Source organism: Streptomyces sp. NBC_00078 (genome assembly GCF_026343335.1).
In the GTDB taxonomy this organism is placed as follows: domain Bacteria; phylum Actinomycetota; class Actinomycetes; order Streptomycetales; family Streptomycetaceae; genus Streptomyces.
Map to the genome: position 1 here is coordinate 2,379,727 of NZ_JAPELX010000001.1, position 20,770 is coordinate 2,400,496.

The 20,770-nt window shown below is 70.7% G+C and carries 23 protein-coding genes and 1 riboswitch; of the genes, 11 read left to right on the top strand and 12 right to left on the bottom strand.

Going from position 1 to position 20,770, the window contains the following annotated elements:
* Positions 1-37 precede the first annotated feature (37 nt).
* A riboswitch (TPP riboswitch) is annotated at positions 38-149 on the top strand.
* The 6 genes from thiO (at position 147) to OOK07_RS11155 (ending at position 5,844) form a co-directional block, all read left to right on the top strand.
* The gene (gene thiO / locus OOK07_RS11130; protein ID WP_266679275.1) at positions 147-1,301 is read left to right on the top strand and encodes a glycine oxidase ThiO; all 1,155 of its coding nucleotides are present in this window, start codon (positions 147-149) and stop codon (positions 1,299-1,301) included. Its footprint overlaps the riboswitch before it by 3 nt.
* Positions 1,298-1,498 carry a sulfur carrier protein ThiS gene (gene thiS / locus OOK07_RS11135; RefSeq protein ID WP_266679278.1) on the top strand — a complete coding sequence of 67 codons (201 nt, stop codon included), beginning with the start codon at positions 1,298-1,300 and terminating at the stop codon, positions 1,496-1,498. Before thiO ends, thiS begins: the two co-directional genes overlap by 4 nt.
* Positions 1,499-1,501: 3 nt before the next feature.
* Entirely contained in the window at positions 1,502-2,296 is a 795-nt protein-coding gene (locus OOK07_RS11140) for a thiazole synthase (RefSeq protein WP_266796169.1), read from the top strand.
* Between the two features lie 118 nt (positions 2,297-2,414).
* The gene (gene pknB, locus OOK07_RS11145; RefSeq protein WP_266796170.1) at positions 2,415-4,337 is read left to right on the top strand and encodes a Stk1 family PASTA domain-containing Ser/Thr kinase; all 1,923 of its coding nucleotides are present in this window, start codon (positions 2,415-2,417) and stop codon (positions 4,335-4,337) included.
* Positions 4,338-4,371: 34 nt separating this feature from the next.
* Positions 4,372-5,241: a deoxyribonuclease IV gene (locus OOK07_RS11150; RefSeq protein WP_266796171.1), complete on the top strand. Its 870-nt coding sequence runs from the start codon at positions 4,372-4,374 to the stop codon at positions 5,239-5,241.
* Positions 5,242-5,349: 108 nt separating this feature from the next.
* Complete coding sequence (locus OOK07_RS11155; RefSeq protein WP_266796173.1) at positions 5,350-5,844, top strand: DUF4396 domain-containing protein; 495 nt, start codon at positions 5,350-5,352, stop codon at positions 5,842-5,844.
* A gap of 16 nt (positions 5,845-5,860) precedes the next feature.
* Here OOK07_RS11155 and OOK07_RS11160 read toward each other — a convergent pair whose 3' ends face one another.
* Positions 5,861-6,508, bottom strand: a complete 648-nt coding sequence (locus OOK07_RS11160) for a sulfite oxidase-like oxidoreductase (RefSeq protein WP_266679288.1) — start codon at positions 6,506-6,508, stop codon at positions 5,861-5,863.
* A gap of 173 nt (positions 6,509-6,681) precedes the next feature.
* Here OOK07_RS11160 and bfr point away from each other — a divergent pair, with 173 nt between their 5' ends.
* Positions 6,682-7,161 (top strand): bacterioferritin, encoded by a 480-nt coding sequence (gene bfr / locus OOK07_RS11165; RefSeq protein ID WP_031044530.1) that lies wholly within the window; start codon positions 6,682-6,684, stop codon positions 7,159-7,161.
* Here the strand turns inward: bfr and OOK07_RS11170 are convergent.
* Positions 7,158-7,430, bottom strand: a complete 273-nt coding sequence (locus tag OOK07_RS11170) for a (2Fe-2S)-binding protein (RefSeq protein ID WP_266796175.1) — start codon at positions 7,428-7,430, stop codon at positions 7,158-7,160. The genes bfr and OOK07_RS11170 overlap by 4 nt on opposite strands.
* Positions 7,431-7,553: 123 nt before the next feature.
* A complete protein-coding gene (locus OOK07_RS11175; RefSeq protein ID WP_266679293.1) occupies positions 7,554-8,906 on the bottom strand; it encodes a class II 3-deoxy-7-phosphoheptulonate synthase in 1,353 nt (450 codons plus the stop codon).
* Positions 8,907-9,011: 105 nt separating this feature from the next.
* On the opposite strand from OOK07_RS11175, the gene OOK07_RS43415 reads away from it, so the two are divergent.
* Both OOK07_RS43415 and OOK07_RS11180 read left to right on the top strand, forming a co-directional pair.
* Entirely contained in the window at positions 9,012-9,068 is a 57-nt protein-coding gene (locus OOK07_RS43415) for a trp operon leader peptide (RefSeq protein WP_073723848.1), read from the top strand.
* 114 nt (positions 9,069-9,182) lie between these two features.
* Complete coding sequence (locus OOK07_RS11180; RefSeq protein WP_266796177.1) at positions 9,183-11,048, top strand: anthranilate synthase family protein; 1,866 nt, start codon at positions 9,183-9,185, stop codon at positions 11,046-11,048.
* Positions 11,049-11,104: 56 nt separating this feature from the next.
* Here OOK07_RS11180 and OOK07_RS11185 read toward each other — a convergent pair whose 3' ends face one another.
* The 4 genes from OOK07_RS11185 to OOK07_RS11200 all read right to left on the bottom strand — a co-directional run bounded on the left by OOK07_RS11185 (position 11,105) and on the right by OOK07_RS11200 (position 14,902).
* Positions 11,105-12,133 (bottom strand): 6-phosphofructokinase, encoded by a 1,029-nt coding sequence (locus OOK07_RS11185; protein ID WP_266679297.1) that lies wholly within the window; start codon positions 12,131-12,133, stop codon positions 11,105-11,107.
* A gap of 108 nt (positions 12,134-12,241) precedes the next feature.
* Positions 12,242-12,931 carry a response regulator gene (locus OOK07_RS11190; RefSeq protein WP_266679299.1) on the bottom strand — a complete coding sequence of 230 codons (690 nt, stop codon included), beginning with the start codon at positions 12,929-12,931 and terminating at the stop codon, positions 12,242-12,244.
* A complete protein-coding gene (macS, locus tag OOK07_RS11195) occupies positions 12,928-14,160 on the bottom strand; it encodes a MacS family sensor histidine kinase (RefSeq protein WP_266796179.1) in 1,233 nt (410 codons plus the stop codon). The genes OOK07_RS11190 and macS overlap by 4 nt, the downstream gene beginning before the upstream one ends.
* Before the next feature lie 25 nt (positions 14,161-14,185).
* Complete coding sequence (locus tag OOK07_RS11200) at positions 14,186-14,902, bottom strand: lysophospholipid acyltransferase family protein (RefSeq protein WP_266796180.1); 717 nt, start codon at positions 14,900-14,902, stop codon at positions 14,186-14,188.
* Positions 14,903-15,127: 225 nt separating this feature from the next.
* On the opposite strand from OOK07_RS11200, the gene OOK07_RS11205 reads away from it, so the two are divergent.
* Positions 15,128-15,907: an alpha/beta hydrolase gene (locus OOK07_RS11205; protein WP_266679305.1), complete on the top strand. Its 780-nt coding sequence runs from the start codon at positions 15,128-15,130 to the stop codon at positions 15,905-15,907.
* Positions 15,900-16,463: a hypothetical protein gene (locus tag OOK07_RS11210; RefSeq protein ID WP_266679307.1), complete on the top strand. Its 564-nt coding sequence runs from the start codon at positions 15,900-15,902 to the stop codon at positions 16,461-16,463. The genes OOK07_RS11205 and OOK07_RS11210 overlap by 8 nt, the downstream gene beginning before the upstream one ends.
* Here OOK07_RS11210 and OOK07_RS11215 read toward each other — a convergent pair.
* From OOK07_RS11215 to OOK07_RS11235, 5 genes are all read right to left on the bottom strand, one after another.
* Positions 16,460-17,206, bottom strand: coding sequence for an endonuclease/exonuclease/phosphatase family protein (locus OOK07_RS11215; RefSeq protein ID WP_266679309.1), 747 nt, complete (start codon positions 17,204-17,206; stop codon positions 16,460-16,462). The two genes, OOK07_RS11210 and OOK07_RS11215, sit on opposite strands and share 4 nt — an antisense overlap.
* A 157-nt stretch (positions 17,207-17,363) precedes the next feature.
* Positions 17,364-18,317, bottom strand: coding sequence for an ROK family glucokinase (locus OOK07_RS11220; protein WP_266679311.1), 954 nt, complete (start codon positions 18,315-18,317; stop codon positions 17,364-17,366).
* Positions 18,318-18,441: 124 nt separating this feature from the next.
* The gene (locus OOK07_RS11225; protein ID WP_266796183.1) at positions 18,442-18,975 is read right to left on the bottom strand and encodes a DUF5304 domain-containing protein; all 534 of its coding nucleotides are present in this window, start codon (positions 18,973-18,975) and stop codon (positions 18,442-18,444) included.
* Positions 18,976-19,032: 57 nt separating this feature from the next.
* Positions 19,033-20,202, bottom strand: coding sequence for an ArsA family ATPase (locus tag OOK07_RS11230; protein ID WP_266679315.1), 1,170 nt, complete (start codon positions 20,200-20,202; stop codon positions 19,033-19,035).
* 64 nt (positions 20,203-20,266) lie between these two features.
* Positions 20,267-20,710, bottom strand: coding sequence for an SRPBCC family protein (locus tag OOK07_RS11235; protein WP_266679317.1), 444 nt, complete (start codon positions 20,708-20,710; stop codon positions 20,267-20,269).
* Between the last annotated feature and the right edge of the window lie 60 nt (positions 20,711-20,770).

The following is a 20,770-nucleotide window of genomic DNA, read 5'->3' on the forward strand; positions in this document are numbered from 1 at the left end:
ACAGAGGCGCGGCGGGTCGGGCTAGGGTGGCCAACGTACAAGCACTCGCGGGAGCCCGGACGCACCGGGCTGAGAGGGAGGCTGGCGGCCTCCGACCGTACGAACCTGATCCGGGTCATGCCGGCGAAGGGAGGGGCTGGACGCCCATGTCGTCACGTACGTCAGACGTCCTCGTGATCGGGGGCGGAATCATCGGCCTGGTCACTGCCTGGCGGGCCGCGCAGCACGGGTTGACCGTGGCCGTCGTGGACCCCGAACCGGGCGGCGGGGCCGCCCAGGTGGCCGCCGGGATGCTGGCCGCCGTCACCGAGCTGCACTACGGCGAGCAGACCCTGCTCGGCCTCAATCTGGAGTCGGCCCGCCGCTACCCGGACTTCGCGGCCGAGCTCACCGACCTCACGGGCCTCGATCTCGGCTACCGCCAGTGCGGCACGCTCGCCGTCGCCCTGGACGCCGACGACCGTGCCCACCTGCGCGAACTGCATGTCCTGCAGCGGCAGTCGGGGCTCGATTCCGAATGGCTGTCGGGGCGCGACTGCCGGCGCCTGGAGCCGATGCTCGCGCCCGGCGTGCGCGGGGGGCTCAGGGTCGACGGCGACCACCAGATCGATCCGCGGCGCCTGGCACGCGCGCTCGTGGCGGCGTGCGAGCTGGCGGGCGTGGTCTTCCACCGCGCGTGGGCCGAGCGCTTCCACGTCGTACAAGAGCGGGCCACCGGTGTCACCACGGCGGACGGTGACGAGCTGGGCGCGGGCCAGGTGGTGCTGGCCGCCGGCAGCCTCAGCGGGCGCCTCCCGGGCGTCCCGGACGACGTGCTGCCGCCCGTGCGGCCGGTGAAGGGGCAGGTGCTGCGGCTGACCGTGCCGAAGCGGTACGCGCCGTTCCTGAGCCGCACCGTGCGCGCGGTCGTCCGCGGCAGCCATGTCTACCTGGTGCCGCGCGAGAACGGCGAGCTGGTCGTGGGCGCGACCAGCGAGGAGCTGGGCTGGGACACGACGGTCACCGCGGGCGGCGTGTACGAGCTGCTGCGCGACGCGCACGAGCTGGTGCCCGGGATCACCGAGCTGCCGTTGACGGAGACGCGCGCGGGCCTGCGTCCCGGCTCCCCGGACAACGCGCCGCTGCTCGGCCCTACGCAGCTGCCCGGACTCCTGCTGGCCACCGGCCACTACCGCAACGGCGTGCTGCTCACGCCGGTCACCGGCGACGCCATGGCGCACGTCCTGACCATCGGCGAACTCCCGGACGAGGCCCGTCCGTTCACCCCGAGGCGTTTCGCGCTCATGGAGCAGCCCGCATGAACATCTCCGTCAACGGTCAGGCGCGGGAGTTCACTCCCGGCACCGCTCTCGACTCCGTCGTACACACGCTGACCCCGGCCTCCTCCGGAGTGGCCGCCGCCCTGAACGAAACCGTCGTCCCACGCGCCGAGTGGCCGTCGACGTCCCTCCGCGAGGGAGACCGCGTCGAGATCCTCACCGCCGTCCAAGGAGGCTGACCCATGGCCGACGATCCCCTTGTCATCGGCGGTACGTCCTTCACGTCCCGCCTGATCATGGGCACCGGCGGTGCTCCCAGCCTCGACGTGCTGGAGCGGGCGCTGGTCGCGTCCGGCACGGAGCTGACGACGGTGGCGATGCGGCGCGTGGACCCCTCGGTGCACGGTTCGGTGCTGTCCGTCCTGGACAGGCTCGGCATCCAGGTGCTGCCGAACACGGCGGGCTGCTTCACCGCCGGCGAGGCCGTCCTCACCGCCCGCCTCGCGCGCGAGGCGCTCGGCACCGAACTGGTCAAACTTGAGGTCATCGCCGATGAGCGCACCCTCCTGCCCGACCCGATCGAACTGCTGGACGCCGCCGAGACCCTCGTCGACGAGGGCTTCACGGTGCTGCCGTACACGAACGACGATCCCGTCCTCGCCCGGAAGCTGGAGGACGTGGGCTGTGCGGCGATCATGCCTCTCGGCTCGCCGATCGGCTCCGGGCTCGGCATCCGCAACCCGCACAACTTCCAGTTGATCACCGAGCACGCCCGCGTGCCGGTGATTCTGGACGCGGGCGCCGGTACGGCGTCGGACGCGGCACTCGCGATGGAGCTGGGGTGCGCGGGTGTGATGCTCGCCTCAGCGGTGACGCGGGCGCAGGAGCCGCAGCTGATGGCCGAGGCGATGAAGCACGCAGTGGAGGCGGGGCGGCTGGCCCGGCTCGCGGGGCGGATTCCGCGGCGGCATTTCGCGGCGGCGTCGTCCCCCGCGGAGGGCCTGGCACGACTGGACCCGGAGCGGCCCGCTTTCTGAACGGACGTTCGACACTGGCCGGAACTCGCTGCGATGTCCGTCACAGCTCGGCTGCAGTCACGCCCCGATCCCGCAGGAATCGACGGCCCTGTCAGTCACGGCTCGTACACTCACCTGCGTGGATACGACCCTTCAGGACCCTCTGGTCGGGCAGGTGCTCGACGGGCGCTATCGCGTGGAGGCGCGGATCGCGGTCGGCGGGATGGCCACGGTCTACCGGGCCCTGGACACCCGCCTCGACCGGGTGCTCGCGCTCAAGGTGATGCACCCCTCGCTCGCCGCCGACGGCACCTTCGTCGACCGGTTCATCCGGGAGGCGAAGTCCGTCGCCCGGCTGGCCCATCCGAACGTCGTGCAGGTCTTCGACCAGGGCACCGACGGGTCGTACGTCTATCTCGCCATGGAGTATGTCGCCGGGTGCACCCTGCGGGACGTGCTGCGCGAGCGCGGGGCGCTGCAGCCGCGCGCCGCTCTGGACATCCTGGAGCCGGTGCTGGCCGCGCTCGGTGCCGCGCACCGCGCCGGTTTCGTGCACCGGGACATGAAGCCGGAGAACGTGCTGATAGGAGATGACGGCCGGGTCAAGGTCGCCGACTTCGGCCTCGTCCGCTCCGTGGACACGGTCACCAACACCACCGGGACCATCCTCGGCACCATCTCCTACCTCGCGCCGGAGCAGATCGAGCACGGCACCGCCGACCCCCGGGTCGACGTGTACGCGTGCGGTGTCGTCCTGTACGAGATGCTCACAGGCGACCGGCCGCACTACGGGGACTCCGCGGCCACCGTCCTCTACAAGCACATCCACGAGGACGTCCCGCCGCCGTCGGCCGCGGTGCCGGGGCTGGCGTACGAACTGGACGGGCTGGTCGCGTCGGCCACCGCCCGCACTCCCGACATCCGTCCGCAGGACGCGGTGGCGCTGCTCGCGCAGGCGCGCGAGGTGCGCGCCACGCTCAGCGTGGACCAGCTGGACGCGATGCCCCCGCAGGCGCTCGTCTCGGACCACCGGGACATCTCCGCGGACCGTACGAGCGTGATCCCGCGCGGGCTGACGGTGCAGCGCCCGCTGCCGGTGAACGAGGACGACGACCGGCAGGCGCTGCACCACACCAGCGTGCTGGAGACTCCCCCACCGCTGCCCAGGCGCCGCCGCGGCAGGCGCGGTCCGCTCGCGATCGTCGTCGCGGTGCTGCTGATCCTCGGGGTCGGCGCGGGTGTCTGGTACATCAACTCCGGCCAGTTCACCAAGGTCCCGCCGGTGCTGGCGAAGACCCAGGTGGAGGCGCGGAAGCAGCTGGACGACGCCGGGCTGGACCTCGGCCGGGTCAAGCACGCCTACAGCGACACGGTGAAGCGGGGCACGGTCATCAGCTCCGACCCCGTGCCCGGCACCCGCGTCCGCGACAACGCGTCCGTGACGCTCACCCTCTCCGACGGCCCGGAGACCGTGCAGGTGCCCGACCTGGAGAGCCGGACGCTGGCCGAGGCGAGAGCACAGCTGAAGCAGCACAGCCTCGATCCCGGCATGGTCACCCGCGAGTTCAGCGACGACATCCCCAGGGGCTCCGTGATCTCCACGGACCCGGAGGCGGGCACGAAGCGGCACGCGGGCTCCGCGATCGCGCTGGTCGTCAGCAAGGGCAGCCCGGTGGACGTGCCGGACGTCACCGGTGAGGACCTTCAGGACGCGAAGGCGGACCTGGAGGACGCGGGCCTGACGGTGAAGGTCGCCCCCGAGCGGGTCAACTCCGAGTACGACCAGGGGCAGGTCGCCGCGCAGACACCCCGGGGCGACACCCAGGCCGCCGAGGGCGACACGGTGACGCTGACCCTGTCCAAGGGCCCCGAGATGATCGAGGTCCCGGACGTCACCGGTGACAACGTCCACGACGCGAACAAGGCCCTGAAAGACGCCGGCTTCAAGGTCGACGAGGACCGCGGTCTGCTCGGACTGTTCGGCGACACCGTCAAGAGCCAGTCCGTGGAGGGCGGGGACAAGGCGCCCAAGGGGTCGACGATCACCATCAAGATCCGGTGACGGAGCACGTCAGGCTGCGTGACACCCTGAACGGGTGAAGAGTCAGCAGTCCCGCAACCCCGTCGGCGGCCATGTTCCCGTGGCCGGCGGTCTCCACTCCGTCGGCCTGTCGTACGCCCATGACCTGAAGGCCGAGACGGTGCAGGTCTTCGTCGCCAACCCGCGCGGCTGGGCCACACCCGCCGGCAATCCGCGACAGGACGAGGAGTTCCGCGCGGCGTGCGAGGCCGAGTCGATCCCGGCGTACGTGCATGCTCCGTACCTGATCAACTTCGGTTCGCACACCGAGGCGACCGTCGAGAAGTCCGTGGAGTCGCTGCGGCACTCGCTGCGGCGCGGGCGGGAGATCGGGGCGCTCGGGGTGGTCGTGCACACGGGCAGCGCGACCGGCGGCCGGGACCGCTCCGTAGCCCTGAAGCAGGTGCGGGAGCACATGCTGCCGCTGCTCGACGAGCTCACCCACGACGACGACCCGTTCCTGCTCCTGGAGTCGACCGCCGGGCAGGGCGCCTCGCTCTGCTCGCGGACCTGGGACTTCGGCCCGTACTTCGAGGCGCTGGACGCCCATCCGAAGCTCGGCGTCTGCCTGGACACGTGCCACATCTACGCGGCCGGCCACGATCTGACCGGCCCCAGCGGCATGCACCAGACCCTGGACCTGCTGGTGCACACCGTGGGCGAGGGCCGGCTGAAGCTGATCCATGCCAACGACTCCAAGGACGTGGTCGGCGCGCACAAGGACCGGCACGAGAACATCGGCGCCGGTCACATCGGCGAGGACCCGTTCCGGGCACTGATGACCCACCCCTCGACCGAGGGCGTACCGCTGGTCATCGAGACGCCCGGCGGCAAGGAAGGGCATGCCGCGGACGTGGAGCGCCTGAAGAAACTGCGCGATTCCTAGGCGTTTCTTCAGGTGTTGAGGAATTCCCGCAACATCAGGGAATACCCCTGGGGGGTATAAGGGTTCTGCTCCATGCGGGAACCGTCACCTGACATTGGGGGCAGCGCCATGCGGCACGAGGCACATCAGGCACATCTGGAACACGCACACCACCATCACCCGGCCGCCGCCACCTGGGGCATGGCCGCCCAGGCGACCCTCCACTGCCTGACCGGCTGCGCCATCGGCGAGGTGCTCGGCATGGTCGTCGGCACGGCGCTCGGCTGGGGCAACGTCGCGACGACGGTTGTGGCGATCGTGCTCGCGTTCTTCTTCGGCTACTCACTGACGCTGCGCGGGGTGCTGCGGGCCGGCGTCGGTTTCCGTACGGCCTTCCGGGTGGCGCTCGCCGCGGACACCCTGTCCATCGCCGTGATGGAGCTGATCGACAACGGCGTGATCGTGCTGTGGCCGGACGCGATGGACGCCCAGCTGGCCGACCTGCTGTTCTGGGCTTCCCTCGCGATCTCCCTGGCGATCGCCTTCGTCGTGACGACGCCCGTCAACAAGTGGATGATCGGCCGTGGGAAGGGCCACGCGGTGGTGCACGGCTACCACCACTGACGACGCCCGCCGGGAGTCAGAGCTCGGGGCCGTCCCCGAGCTCCTCCTGGTAGGAGTAGCGCTGTTCCTTCCAGGGGTCGCCGACGTTGTGGTAGCCGCGCTCCTCCCAGAAGCCGCGGCGGTCGGCGGTCATGTACTCCACGCCGCGCACCCACTTCGGGCCCTTCCAGGCGTACAGATGGGGCACGACGAGGCGCAGCGGGAAGCCATGCTCCGCCGTCAGCAGCTCGCCGTCCTTGTGGGTGGCGAAGATGGTCCGCCCGGAAGCGAAGTCCGCCAGGCGGAGGTTCGAACTGAAGCCGTACTCGGCCCACACCATGACATGGGTGACCGCGGGCGCGGGCGGCGCGATCTCAAGAATCGCAGCGGCGGGAATGCCGCCCCATTCGGCGCCGAGCATGCTGAACTTCGTGACGCAGTGCAGGTCGGCCACGACCGTGGTGTACGGCAGGGCCGCGAACTCCTCGTGGGTCCAGCAGTGCTTCTCGCCGTCCGCGGTCGCGCCGAAGACCCTGAACTCCCAGCGCTCCGGGCGGAACTTGGGGACGGGCCCGTAGTGCGTGACCGGCCAGCCGCGTTGCAGGCGCTGCCCCGGCGGAAGCCCGGCCTGTGCTGCTCCTCCTGAATCGCGTTCTCCCGATTCACGCTCCGCCGGCTGACCCATGACTCCATCCTGACAGACCCGTGACAGTGCGCTTGACCTGCCCCATCAAATGTGGGCAACTACGACTAAGCATGCACTTACTTACTAAGTGAAGACTTACTGGACGATCTTTGTTGCCGGTGCAATCATGCGGCGCAAACTGCCAGTCCCCCCGCTTGGAAGGAGCCTCTGCGATGCAGGGCGACCCCGAGGTCATCGAATTCCTCAACGAGCAGCTCACCGGCGAGCTGACCGCGATCAACCAGTACTTCCTGCACGCGAAGATGCAGGAGAACTTCGGCTGGACGAAGCTCGCGAAGTACACGCGGCACGAGTCGTTCGACGAGATGAAGCACGCGGAGGTGCTCACCGACCGCATCCTCTTCCTGGAGGGGCTGCCGAACTACCAGCGGCTGTTCCATGTGCGCGTGGGGCAGACCGTCAAGGAGATGTTCGAGGCCGACCGGCAGGTCGAGGTCGAGGCGATCGACCGGCTCAAGCGCGGTATCGAGGTGATGCGCGCCAAGGGCGACATCACGTCCGCGAACATCTTCGAGTCGATCCTCGCGGACGAGGAGCACCACATCGACTACCTCGACACCCAGCTGGAACTGGTCGAGAAGCTCGGCGAGGCGCTCTACATCGCGCAGCTGATCGAGCAGCCGGAGAGCTAGGCGGCCTCGTCCAGACCGGTCAGGACCGGCTTGCCCTGTTCTGCGGCGAACTCACGGCGGGGGCACTCGCCCCGGCCCAGGAGTGCCTGGATCCGCCGGACGCACGAACCGCAGTCCGTGCCCGCCTTGCAGGCGGACGCCAGCCGGCGGGGGGTGCCGGCACCGTCCTCGGCATGCTTCTTGACCTGCTGCTCGGTGATGCCGAAGCAACTGCAGACGTACACGCGGTTCCACCTCCCGCCGGGATTGACCAGTCTCGCCGCCCCCATTGATCGGTGAGGCTAACCTAACCTTACCCGGCGTTCAGGAGCCGCAAAAGTGGGGCGGGGCGCGGATCGTATGTGATCCGCGCCCCATTCACGTCCTGTAACGGGTGCCCCCGTCACTGGTCCCTACTGGTCCCTGTACATCTCCGCCACGAGGAAGGCCAGGTCCAGCGACTGGCTGCGGTTCAGACGCGGGTCGCAGGCCGTCTCGTAGCGCTGGTGCAGGTCGTCGACGAAGATCTCGTCGCCGCCGCCCACGCACTCGGTCACGTCGTCACCGGTGAGCTCGACGTGGATGCCGCCCGGGTGGGTGCCGAGGCCCTTGTGGACCTCGAAGAAGCCCTTGACCTCGTCGAGCACGTCGTCGAAGCGGCGGGTCTTGTGACCGGAGGCCGCCTCGTAGGTGTTGCCGTGCATCGGGTCGGTGATCCAGGCGACGGTCGCGCCGGACGCGCTGACCTTCTCGACCAGCTCGGGCAGCTTGTCGCGGACCTTGTCGGCGCCCATGCGGACGATGAAGGTCAGCCGGCCGGGCTCACGGTCGGGGTCGAGGCGCTCGATGTACTGCAGCGCCTCCTCGGCCGTGGTCGTCGGGCCGAGCTTGATGCCGATCGGGTTGCGGATCTTCGAGGCGAACTCGATGTGCGCGCCGTCCAGCTGACGGGTGCGCTCACCGATCCACACCATGTGCGCCGAGACGTCGTACAGCTGCCCGGTACGCGAGTCGACCCTGGTCAGCGCCGACTCGTAGTCCAGCAGCAGCGCCTCGTGCGAGGAGTAGAACTCGACGGTCTTGAACTCTTCCGGGTCCGTGCCGCAGGCCCGCATGAAGTTCAACGCGTTGTCGATCTCGCGGGCCAGCTGCTCGTAGCGCTGACCGGACGGGGACGACTTCACGAAGTCCTGGTTCCAGGCGTGCACCTGGCGCAGGTCGGCGTAACCGCCGGTGGTGAAGGCGCGCACCAGGTTGAGCGTGGAGGCGGAGGCGTTGTACATCCGCTTCAGGCGCTCGGGGTCCGGGATGCGGGCGCTCTCGGTGAAGTCGAAGCCGTTGACCGAGTCGCCGCGGTAGGTCGGCAGGGTCACGCCGTCGCGGGTCTCGGTCGGCTTGGAGCGCGGCTTGGAGTACTGGCCGGCGATCCGGCCGATCTTCACGACCGGCACCGAGGCGGCGTACGTCAGCACGGCGCCCATCTGGAGCAGGGTCTTGAGCTTGTTGCGGATCTGGTCGGCGGACACCGCGTCGAAGGCCTCGGCGCAGTCGCCGCCCTGGAGGAGGAACGCCTCTCCCTTGGCGACGGCCGCCATCCGGGCGCGCAGCTGGTCGCACTCGCCCGCGAAGACGAGCGGCGGATACGACTCGAGGTCCGCGATCACTGCGCGCAGAGCCTCGGTGTCGGGGTACTCGGGCTGCTGCGCCGCGGGCAGGTTTCGCCAGGTGTTGCCAGCGCTCGCGCTGGTCGTTGCGTTCACGGTCACCCCGTAAACATTACGGGGTCGTGTCGACTGGTTATCTCCCGGCTCGACTGGTGAGACGGGGCGATCACCGTCCGGACGGCCGGGCGGTGCGGTAGGGTGCGTCGCATGTTCGCGCATTCGACCCAGACCTGGTGGTGGACCGCTCATCCGGCGGCCCACTGACTGCGCGTACGCAAAACTTCGCGAAGGCCGCCCGAGGGGCGGCCTTCGGTGTTTTCCGGGTCGTTCCTCTCCGTCCTCCCCGCCGACGACGAGACCGAGAAGGAACCCGGACCCATGAACCTGCTGGACCTGCCGCACGACCCCCGGCCGTTCGCCCTGCTGCGCCGCCGCGCGCCGGGCCATGCCATCGAGGAAAGCGCGACGGTCGAGCTGCTCCTCGGCCCGGTCGCCGCCTACGACCGCCTCGCCGACCTCCCTGACGAGGGCCTCGCCCTGGTCCCCTTCCGTCAGATCCGCGAGCGCGGCTTCGACGTCCGCGACGACGGCACCCCGCTGACGTTCCTCACCCCCGAGGAGTCGTACGAGATCCCGCTCGCCGACGCTCTCGCGCAGCTCCCGACGCACGACGTGCGGGTGGAGGGCGGCGGCTTCGACGTCGGCGACGAGGAGTACGGCGAGATCGTCGGGCGGGTGCTGCGGGAGGAGATCGGGCGGGGCGAGGGCGCGAACTTCGTGATCCGGCGGACGTACGAGGGCGGGATCCCGGGATTCTCCAGGGCCGACGCCCTCGCGCTCTTCCGGCGGCTGCTGGAGGGCGAGCGGGGCGCGTACTGGACGTTCGTCGTGCACACCGGGGACCGCACGCTGGTCGGCGCCAGTCCCGAGGTGCACGTCCGGATGTCCGGCGGCACGGTCGTCATGAACCCGATCAGCGGGACGTACCGGTATCCCGCCGAGGGCCCGACACCCGAACACCTGCTCGACTTCCTCGCCGACGGCAAGGAGATCGAGGAGCTGTCGATGGTCGTCGACGAGGAGCTCAAGATGATGTGCACCGTCGGAGACATGGGCGGGATCGTGGTCGGCCCTCGCCTGAAGGAGATGGCCCATCTCGCGCACACCGAGTACGAGCTGCGCGGGAAGTCCTCACTGGACGCGCGTGAGGTGCTGAAGGAGACGATGTTCGCGGCGACCGTCACCGGGTCGCCCGTGCAGAACGCCTGCCGGGTCATCGAGCGGCACGAGGTCGGTGGGCGCGGCTACTACGCGGGCGCGCTGGCCCTGCTGGGCCGGGACTCCGGGGGCGCGCAGACGCTCGACTCCCCCATCCTCATCCGTACCGCGGACATCGACGCGGACGGGCGGCTGCGGGTGCCGGTCGGCGCGACCCTCGTACGGGGATCGGACCCGGCGAGCGAGGTCGCGGAGACGCACGCGAAGGCGGCGGGTGTGCTGGCGGCCCTGGGCGTACGCCCGTCACGGCCGCGTGAGGAGCACACGCGCGCACGGCTCGCCGACGATCCACGCGTGCGTGCCGCGCTCGACGGGCGCCGGGCCTCGCTGGCCCCCTTCTGGCTGCGGATGCAGGAGCAGTCCGCTCAGCTCACCGGGCACGCCCTGGTCGTCGACGCGGAGGACACCTTCACGGCGATGCTCGCGCATGTGCTGCGCTCCAGCGGTCTGGAGGTGACCGTCCGGCGCCACGACGAGCCCGGTCTGCGGGACGCCGTGCTCGCGCATGAGGGGCCACTCGTGCTGGGCCCCGGCCCCGGTGACCCCTCGGACCTGGACGATCCCAGGATGCGGTTCCTGCGGGAGCTGACCGCCGCGGTGATCCAGGACCACCGGCACGGCGTCCTCGGCGTCTGCCTCGGACACGAGCTGATCGCGGCCGAGCTGGGGCTGGAGATCGTACGGAAGGAAGTGCCCTACCAGGGCGCGCAGACGACGGTCGGCCTGTTCGGGCGGCGCGAGACCGTCGGCTTCTACAACAGCTTCGTGGCGCGCTGCGACGACGAGACCGCGGGGGAACTGGCCGCGCACGGCGTCGAGGTCAGCCGGAGCCCGTCGTACGAAGTGCACGCGCTGCGCGGCCCGGGATTCGCCGGAGTGCAGTTCCACCCGGAGTCGATCCTCACGCTCAACGGCGCCGCCGTGGTGCGGGAGTTGGTCGGCCGGCTGCGGAACACGACCGTGTAGCCGGCCGCGCGGCCGTCCGGGGGCCGGCGCCCCCGGACCTCCGCCTCGGCCTGCCGTCAGCCGAAGAAGACCCCGACCTCCTCGTACAGCTTCGGGTCCACCGTCTTCAGTTTGGCCGTGGCCTCCGCGATCGGGACCCGGACGATGTCGGTGCCTTGCAGGGCGACCATCTTCCCGAAGTCACCGTCACGGACGGCGTCGATGGCGTGCAGGCCGAAGCGGGTGGCGAGCCAGCGGTCGAACGCGCTGGGGGTACCGCCGCGCTGGATGTGGCCGAGGACGGTGGTACGGGCCTCCTTGCCGGTGCGCTTCTCGATCTCCTTGGCCAGCCATTCACCGACTCCCGACAGACGGACGTGTCCGAAGGAGTCCAGCGACCCGTCCTTGAGGACCACGTCGCCGTCCTTCGGCATGGCGCCCTCCGCGACGACCACGATCGGTGCGTACGACGCCTTGAAGCGGGAGGTGACCCAGGAGCACACCTGGTCGACGTCGAAGCGCTGCTCGGGGATGAGGATGACGTTGGCGCCGCCCGCGAGGCCGGAGTGAAGTGCGATCCAGCCGGCGTGACGGCCCATCACCTCGCAGACCAGGACCCGCATATGGGACTCGGCGGTGGTGTGCAGGCGGTCGATGGCCTCCGTCGCGATGCCGACCGCGGTGTCGAAGCCGAAGGTGTAGTCGGTGGCGGACAGGTCGTTGTCGATGGTCTTGGGCACGCCGACGACGGGCACGCCGTACTCGTCGGTGAGGCGCGCCGCGACGCCCAGGGTGTCCTCGCCGCCGATCGCGATGAGCGCGTCGACCTCCTGCTTGGCGAGGTTCTCCTTGATCCGGCGGATGCCGTTCTCCTGCTTCAGCGGATTCGTGCGCGAGGAGCCGAGGATGGTGCCGCCGCGGGGCAGGATGCCGCGCACCGCGGGGATGTCGAGGCGGACGGTGTCGCCCTCCAGCGGTCCGCGCCAGCCGTCCCGGTAGCCGACGAAGTCGTAGCCGTACTCCTGCACGCCCTTGCGGACGATGCCCCGGATGACGGCGTTGAGCCCGGGGCAGTCGCCGCCTCCGGTCAGTACTCCGACCCGCATGGAAATGTCCCTTCGCCGCGGTTGCCTGTGAGGGCCACGCTAATGGTGATCCAGGTCACACAGGGATGGGCGTGAAGGGCAATTCCGGTGAACTGTCGGGCGCGCGGTTTACTCGTCGTCAAGTCCGCGCTCTATCGCGTAACGCACGAGTTCGACTCTGTTGTGCAGCTGGAGCTTGCCGAGAGTGTTCTGGACGTGGTTCTGCACCGTGCGGTGGGAGATGACGAGGCGTTCGGCGATCTGCTTGTAGCTCAGGCCCTTGGCGACCAGGCGCAGCACCTCCGTCTCGCGGTCGGTGAGCTGCGGGACCTTGGATTCGCCGGTGTCGGCGGCGGGCCCGGGCTCGGAGGCGAGACGGCGGTACTCGCCGAGGACCAGTCCGGCCAGGCCCGGTGTGAACACCGGGTCCCCGACGGCCGTACGGCGCACCGCGTCCAGGAGTTCCTCGGTCGACGCCGACTTCAGCAGATAGCCGGTCGCGCCGGACTTCACGGCCTCCAGGACGTCGGCGTGCTCGCCGCTCGCGGACAGCACGAGGACCCGCAACGCCGGGTTGTGGCCGACGAGTTCCTTGCAGACCTGGACGCCGGGCTTGGCCGGCAGGTTCAGGTCGAGGACCAGGACGTCGGGGGCGGCGGCCTTGGCGCGGCGCACGGCCTGGTCGCCGTCGCCGGCGGTGGCGACCACGTCGAAGCCGGACTCGGCCAGGTCGCGGGCGACGGCGTCGCGCCACATCGGATGGTCGTCGACCACCATGACCCTGATCGGGTCCCGCTGCCCGTCGGTGGAAACCGTCATCGCCGCTCCGCCTTCTTACCCCGTGGGTCCTTCGCGTCCTTCGGTACTTTCAGTTCGACCTCCGTGCCCTGCCCGGGCACCGAGATCAGTTCGGCGCTGCCGCCGAGTTCGCGCAGCCTGCCCCGGATGGACAGGGCGACGCCGAGCCGTCCCTCACCCTCGGCCTGGGCGAGCCGCCCCTCCGGGATGCCGGGTCCGTCGTCCCGTACGGTCACCACGACCTCGTCGGGCTCGTCCTCGACGAGGATCCACGCGCGCGCGTGCTCGCCGGCGTGCTTTCGTACGTTGTCCAGGGCGGCGCCGACGGCCGCGGCCAGCTCCTTCGCGGCGGGCATCGTCAGCAGCACGGGGGCGCCGGGCTCGGCGAAGCTGACCTTCGCAGCGGCGTACCGAGCGAGGAACACGCGCAGGTCCACGGGACCGTCCCGGTCGTAGGACGGCTCCTCCACGGCCCGTACGACCGCGCCCTCGGCGGCGTCCTCCGACGCCCGGGAGACGGGGACCAGCCCGCCGGAGACCAGTGTGCGCAGCGCGACCTCCTGCTCGCCGGCCATCCGGCCCAGCTCGCCCGCCTCCCCGCCGATGACGGCACCGCGCCGCTGCACCATGGCCAGCACCTGCAGCACGCCGTCGTGGATGTCCCGGGCCAGCCGCTCCCGCTCCCTCGTCGCGGCCTCGATCTCCAGGGCCCGGGCGAGGGTGCGCTCGGAGGCGCGGGCGACCTCGACGACGTAGCCGATGGCGATGGAGGCGACCCAGACCAGGATCACGTTGTGGACGGTGTCGCGGGCCGGGGCGCCGCGCTCGATCAGGTTGGCGGCGGCGACCGGCGTGGAGGCGAACGCGGCCCAGCGCCAGCCGCCCTTGATGGCGTACGCGAGAACCGAGCCTGCCGTCCATATCGACGGCAGGGTGGGGCCGCCGCTGTGGATGTGCGCGTCGTCGGCGGCGATCGGGGTGAGGAGGATGCCGGTGAGCGCGATGGCGAGGTCGACGGCGAGGAAGCGCTTGGTGCAGGCGACCGCGCTCTGGACGCGGGGCAGGGTGGCGAGCGTCCAGACGAACAGGACGACGTAGTAGACGATGGCGATGCCCGCACGGTCGTACTCGTCGTAGGCGGTGGCGAACAGGCCCACCGCGTACAGCATCGTCAGCACCCGGTACGCGGTCAGCGCACGCCACAGCGGCTGCTCGACCGACATCCGCATGACCTGCTCGCGCCTGGCCATTTCCGCCACCCCCACAACCAGGAGCCTAGGCCCCGGACTTCTCCTTCTTAGCCTGTTCCTTCTCCGCCTTCGCGGCATCGGCGATCCGCCGCTTGGCCGCGGTCGCGTAGATGTCGACGTACTCCTGGCCGGAAAGCTTCATGATCTCGTACATGACCTCGTCGGTGACCGCGCGCAGGACGAAGCGATCGTGCTCCATGCCCTGGTAGCGGCTGAAGTCGAGGGCCTTGCCGATGCGGATGCCGGGGCGCATCAGCTTGGGCATCACCTTGCCCGGCGGCTGGATCTTCTCCGTGTCGATCATCGCGACCGGGACGACCGGCGCGCCGCTGGCGAGCGCCACGCGCGCGAGGCCGCCGGGCTTGCCCCGGTAGAGACGGCCGTCGGGCGAGCGCGTGCCCTCGGGGTAGATGCCGAACAGCTCACCGCGCTCCAGGACGTCTATGCCGCTCTTGACGGCGGCCTCACCCGCGCCGCGCGCGCCGGAGCGGTCCACGGGGAGTTGGCCGACACCTTTGAAGAACGCGGCCGTGAGGCGGCCCTTCACACCGGGCGTGGTGAAGTACTCCGCCTTCGCGATGAAGGTGACCTTGCGGTCGAGGACCGCGGGCAGGAAGAACGAGTCGGAGAAGGAGAGATGATTGCTCGCCAGGATGGCGGCGCCTTCCGCCGGAATGTTCTCGAGCCCTTCCACCCAGGGCCTGAAGGCGACCTTCAGCGGTCCCCCGATGGCAACCTTCATCGTGCCGTACAACAACCGAGTGCCTCCCGTTTCCGTCGATCAGACCTTAACCCGGAGCACTGTCAAAGGCGCCGACGGCCCTGGTCGGTGTCAGTGCGGTCGCGTACGGTGAAGGTTCTGCAGGCGCTCCACCCACTGTGTGCCCGTTCCTTCCTTGCCCCCTCCCCCGACCCCCTTTTCCGCGACCCCTTCCATGACCCCTCTTCCATGAACAGGAGACCGAAGGTGCCGGTCCTTCCTGGAGCCGAGCCGTACCGCCATGAGGGCGGAGCCACAGGCGTCCTCCTCTGCCACGGCTTCACCGGTTCCCCCCAGTCGCTGCGCCCCTGGGCGGAGCATCTCGCCGAGCGCGGCCTCACGGTCTCGCTGCCGCTGCTGCCCGGGCACGGCACGCGCTGGGAGGACATGCAGCTCACCGGCTGGCAGGACTGGTACGCGGAGGTGGACCGCGAGCTGCGGTCCCTGCGCGAGCGCTGCGGCGAGGTGTTCGTGGCCGGCCTGTCGATGGGGGGCACCCTGGCGCTGCGCCTGGCGGCCAAGCACGGCGAGGGGGTCCGCGGGGTGGTGGTCGTCAACCCGGCGAACCGCATGCACGGCTTCTCCCCGTACGCCCTTCCGGTGGCCCGCCATCTCGTACGGACGACGAAGGGGATCGCCAGCGACATCGCCAGGGAGGGCGGCGCCGAGCTGGGGTACGACCGGGTGCCGCTGCACGCGGCCCATTCGCTGCGGAACTTCTTCCGGCTGGTCGACCGCGAGCTGCCGCAGGTCACGCAGCCGCTCCTGGTCCTGCGCAGCCCGCAGGACCATGTCGTGCCGCCGGCCGACTCGGCGCGGATCCTCGGCCGGGTGTCGTCACGGGACGTGACAGAGGTCCTGCTGGAACAGAGCTACCACGTCGCGACGTTGGACCACGACGCGGACCGGATTTTCGAGGAGAGCCTCGCGTTCATCGGCCGGCTCGCACCCAGTGTCGGCAAGGAAGGGACGGCCGCAGGTGGCTGAGCACGACTCGGACCGCGAGGATCTCGAGCCGGAGGAGCAGGGCGTCCCCTTCGACGAGGACGCCGCGTGGGCCGCGATCGTCGCCGGGTATGGCGACGAGCCGACGGACCCGCCGGGCGCCAAGCCCTTCAAGTCGGTCGAGGACCTGGCGCTGCTCGAGCCGGAGAGCAACGACTCCGCGGACGACGCGCCGAAGCAGGACAAGCCCGCCGGCCCCCTGGGCGGCTCGGTCTCCTTCGCGCCCGGCGTCGGTCCGCGCGACTACCCGGCCGCGGCGCCGTCCGAGGACGACTTCGACGAGGACGACGAGGGCCACTTCGTACCGCCGGAGCCGCCGCCGCTGCCCGCCGCGGACGCGACCGCGAAGTTCGCCTGGCTGGGAGTGATCGGCGGTCCGATCCTGCTCCTGCTGGCGGTGCTGCTCGGATGGGACATGACCTGGTGGCTCGCCACGCTCGGCATCGGCGGCTTCCTGGGCGGATTCGCCGCACTGGTGATGCGGATGCGGACGGATGACGAGGACGACGACGATCCGGGGCGCGGAGCCGTCGTCTAGCCGGCCGGGATCCTGAGGGCGGCCAGGACCGGAAGGTGGTCCGTGGCCGCCCTCAGATCTGTCTCCGTCACTCCGGGGTGACCGAGGGGGACGCCGCAGCCGAGCACCTCGATGCCCTTGGTGGCGAAGATCGCGTCGATGCGCTGGAAGGGTGTGACCGGCGTGAAGGTGAACTCGCCGCCCCAGGGGGCGGTGGCCCGGCAGTCCTGAAGGCCGTCGGCGAGACGGCGGAAGGTGCGGCCGGTGGGGCGGTCGTTGAGGTCGCCGCCCGCGATCGCGTGATCGACGCCCAGGCCGGCGAGGCGGTCCAGGAGCATGCCGCTCTGCTCGTAGCGCTCGTCCTTCTGCAGCGAGAGGTGGCAGCTGAGAACGCCGAGGCGGGTGGCGCCGAAGCGGAGCACCGCAGTGGCGAAACCGCGGCGGAACTGGCCGGGGGTGAGCGGCAGGAGGACGTCCTCGGTGCGTTCGACCGTCGCACGAAGGGTGCACAGGACGGCCGGGCCGGCGGCTGTGGCGCCTCCGGTGAGGATCACCTGGCCGGAGGCGGCCGCCAGCCGTGCGAGTTTCTTGCGCCAACGGAAGAAGAGCGGGGCTTCCTGGAGGAGGACCAGGTCGGGGCCGCAGGCGGTGATGACGCGGGCCAGGGCGTCCGTGTCGTCCCGCATGGAGCGGATGTTGTAGCTGAGGACCCGGATGACGGCGGAACCGTCCGGTTCGGTGCGGGAGTTGGGCAGCGGCTCCATGTGGATCAATCTACGCCTTGGAGCGCGGGGCGCGAGGTATATGGGCGACCGCCGGTTCCTTGTGGCTTGTCGCGCCCACACGGCGAAGCCGCGTGTTCATACAGCCCCGCGCCCCTGGAGCACGTGCACTGACCGCACCTGGCGAAGGCTGCGTGCGTCACATGATGGGGTCGGGTTCCCGAGCCAGGTCCGCCGCGCCCACCAGGCCCGCCTTGTTGCCCAGCCGAGCCGCGATGACATCCGCGACCGGGCGCCAGTTGCCGCCGACCAGCCAGCGCTTGTAGGAGTTGCGGATCGGGTCCAGGACCAGCTCGCCCTCGTCGGAGAGGCCGCCGCCGACGATGAAGGCGGACGGGTCGAAGAGCGAGGCGAGGTCGGCGAGGCCGGCGCCGGCCCAGCGGGCGAGCTCGCGGTAGGAGTCGACGGCGACCGGGTCGCCCTGGCGGGCGGCCATGGAGATGTGCTTGCCCTCGATGCCCTCGGGGCTGCCGTCGCCGAGGCCGAGCAGGATCTCGGCGTTCTCGGGGGTGGCGTTGGCGCGCTGTTTGGCGTATCTCACGAGGGCGCGTCCGGAGGCGTACTGCTCCCAGCAGCCCTGCGAGCCACAGCCGCACAGCAGTCCGTCCGGAACCATGCGGATGTGGCCGAACTCGGCGGCGACGCCGAAGTGGCCGCGGCGCAGTTTGTTGCCGATGATGATGCCGCCGCCCAGGCCGGTGCCGAGCGTGATGCAGATGACGTTGCGGTGGCCCTTGCCCGCGCCGAACTTGTACTCGCCCCAGGCGGCCGCGTTGGCGTCGTTCTCCACCACGACGGGGAGGCTCACGCGGGTCTCGACCGCCTGCTTCAGCGGCTCCTGGCGCCAGTCGATGTTCGGCGCGAAGTACACGGTGGAGCGCTGCCGGTTCACGTAGCCGGCCGCGCCGATGCCGACGCCGACGATCTCGTGACCGGCGCGTGCGCCCTCCACGGCGGAGGCGATGGCGTCCACGATCGCCTCGGGCGTGCCCGGGGTCGGCACCTGGTGGGTCGAGAGGATGTTGCCTTCCTCGTCGACCACACCGGCCGCGATCTTGGTACCGCCGATGTCGACGCCGATGGTGAGTCCCATGAATCCCTCAGTTTCGGTGTAGCCCCGCTACGGCCAACCGTACCCGAGGCCCTGCCGTCGGAGTCCCGTCGTCCGCCTGGAGGACAGGCGGGCGGGACTCCGACGGCAGGGCCTCGGGGGACTCTCAGTCCAGGTCGATGCGTTGCCCGGGTCCGGTGCCCTCGTCGCCGTCCCGGTGCTCGTCCAGGTCCTTGTGCAGGTCCGTCGTGCGGGTCGTCCAGCGCTGTTCCTGGGCCTGGACCGCGGAGCGGTAGGCGGCCAGCAGTTCGGTGCCCGCGGCGGCGAGGTGGTCGAAGACGTCCGGGTTGCGTTCGATGACGGGTTCGACCGCGGCCCTGGCCTGCTGGACGACCTGTTTCACCACCTGCTGGGCGGCGGGTCCGGCGACCGCGCCGAGCAGCGGGGACTGGATCGTCGACAGCTTGTCCGTGACGGCGTCGACGAGCCTGCGCAGTTCCTCGGCGGCCGAGCTCTGCGGCGGGCCGTACTCCGCGCGGCGGCGGGCCTTCTCCGCCGCGAGGTCCTCGGCGCACGCTGTCGACCAGGCGTCGGCGTCGGTCGCCCGCGCCTCGTCGATCGCCTCGTGCTCGCCCCCACTCTCGGCTTCGCTCGAACGGGGTGACCCCGACGCGTCGGACGGAGGGAGCTCTTCGCTCATGACGACCTCCTGATTACGGTTCGTCTCTACGACGTTACCCGAACGGGCGCACGTGCTTCACCGGGTCTGCGGCCACAGCTGCGGGTCGGGCGCGAACCGGATCCGCAGCTCGCCCTCGCGCAGCGCCGCCCCGTCGACGGTACAGCGGCGCAGGACGGACGGGAGGGGGAGGATACGGCGGAACTGGCCTGCCGCGACGACGAGTTCGTCGCCGCGCCGGATGAGGTCCAGGTCGTCGCGTATGGCGCCGGGCAGGGGCAGCCGCCAGACCAGCACGCCGTCGTCGGCGAGCCGGTCGACGACGGGCCACTCGACGGTGGAGGTCGTGTCGTTGACCGCGGGTACGTGGAGCGCGGCGAGGTCGTCGGTGCCGCGGGGGTCGTGGCCGAGATGGGCGACGGTCCGGACGTCATACGCCTCCCGCCACGCGTCGAGGACCTTGCGCTGCTGGGCGACGGGTCCGGCCGGCCAGCCGTCCGCGGCCCGCTCCGGCAGCACCCGGTTGGCGATCAGGACATCGGGGCGCAGCCCGCGCAGGGCGAGGCCGAGAGTGACGTCGCGGACTGTGTCGGCGCCGGCCGGGCCGGGGTCGGCGACCAGCCGTACGACAGTGCCGCGGTCGGCGAGTACGGCCTCGACGGCGGCCAGCTCCATGTCCCAGCGGGCGGCGGTCTCGTACAGCCACTCCGACGGCATGGGGACACCGGCCAGCCGTCCCAGGATGGGGCGCAGCGCACGGGCCGCCTGCCGCTCGGGCGGGAGCAGCCGGCGCAGATAGCGGCGCAGTTCCTCGGGGAGGGCGAGCAGGGCGAGGGCCTGCGGAGCGGGCGGGAGATCGACGACGAGCAGGTCGTGCGCCTCGGCGAGGGCGGCGTCGCGCAGGGCGCGCAGCAGCGTGAGCTCCTCGGCGCCGGGGAGGGGGGTGACCTCCTCGGCGTCCAGGCGGGAGGCGCCAAGGAGGTCCAGGACATTGGCCGCGCGTTCCTGGAACGCTGCGAGGTCGTCCCGGAAACCGGCGGCGGCGTCGGGACGCCAGGCGGTGAGATGCGGAGCGATCCGAGTCGGCGTCGAGCCCGTCTTCGCACCGAGGGCCGCGCCGAGGATGTCGGTGCGGTCGGCGCTGAGGACCAGGGTGCGGGCCCCTTCGCGTGCCGCGGCGAGCGCGGTGGCGGCCGCGAGGGTGGTACGTCCGCTGCCGCCGGGGCCGGTGATCAGGATGGTGCGCATGGGCCTGAACGGTACCTGTGCCTGATGGGCTGCCGGACCGTCCCCGGAGGCTGCTCGGCCGCCTCTACTTCTCCCCCGACTCCACGCGCTTCTTCAGCCCTGCCAGCGCCCGGTCGATGATGACCTTCTCGGCCTTACGCTTGATCATGCCCAGCATCGGGATCTTGACGTCCACGGTCAGCTGGTACGTGACCTCGGTCGCGGCCGCTCCGGCCGGCTTCAGGAGGTACGAGCCGTCGAGCGAACGCAGCATCTGGGACTTGACCAGGGTCCAGGAGACCTCGCTGCGACCGGTCCAGGTGTATGCGAGCACCTGGTCGTCCTTGATCGCTCCGGCGTCCATGACGAGCCTGACCTGCTCGGCGCGGCCCTCGGCGTCCGCCGCCAGGACCTCCGCCTCCTTCACCTCGCCGGTCCAGTCCGGATAGCGGGCGAAGTCGGCGATCACCGCCATGACGTCGGCCGGTGCCGCCTCGATCGTGATGCTCGAGCTGGTGTGTTCCGCCATCGCTGTGGCTCCTCCAGATGCGGGCCGGTACTCATGTCGTGATGCGCACGTGGGTGCAGC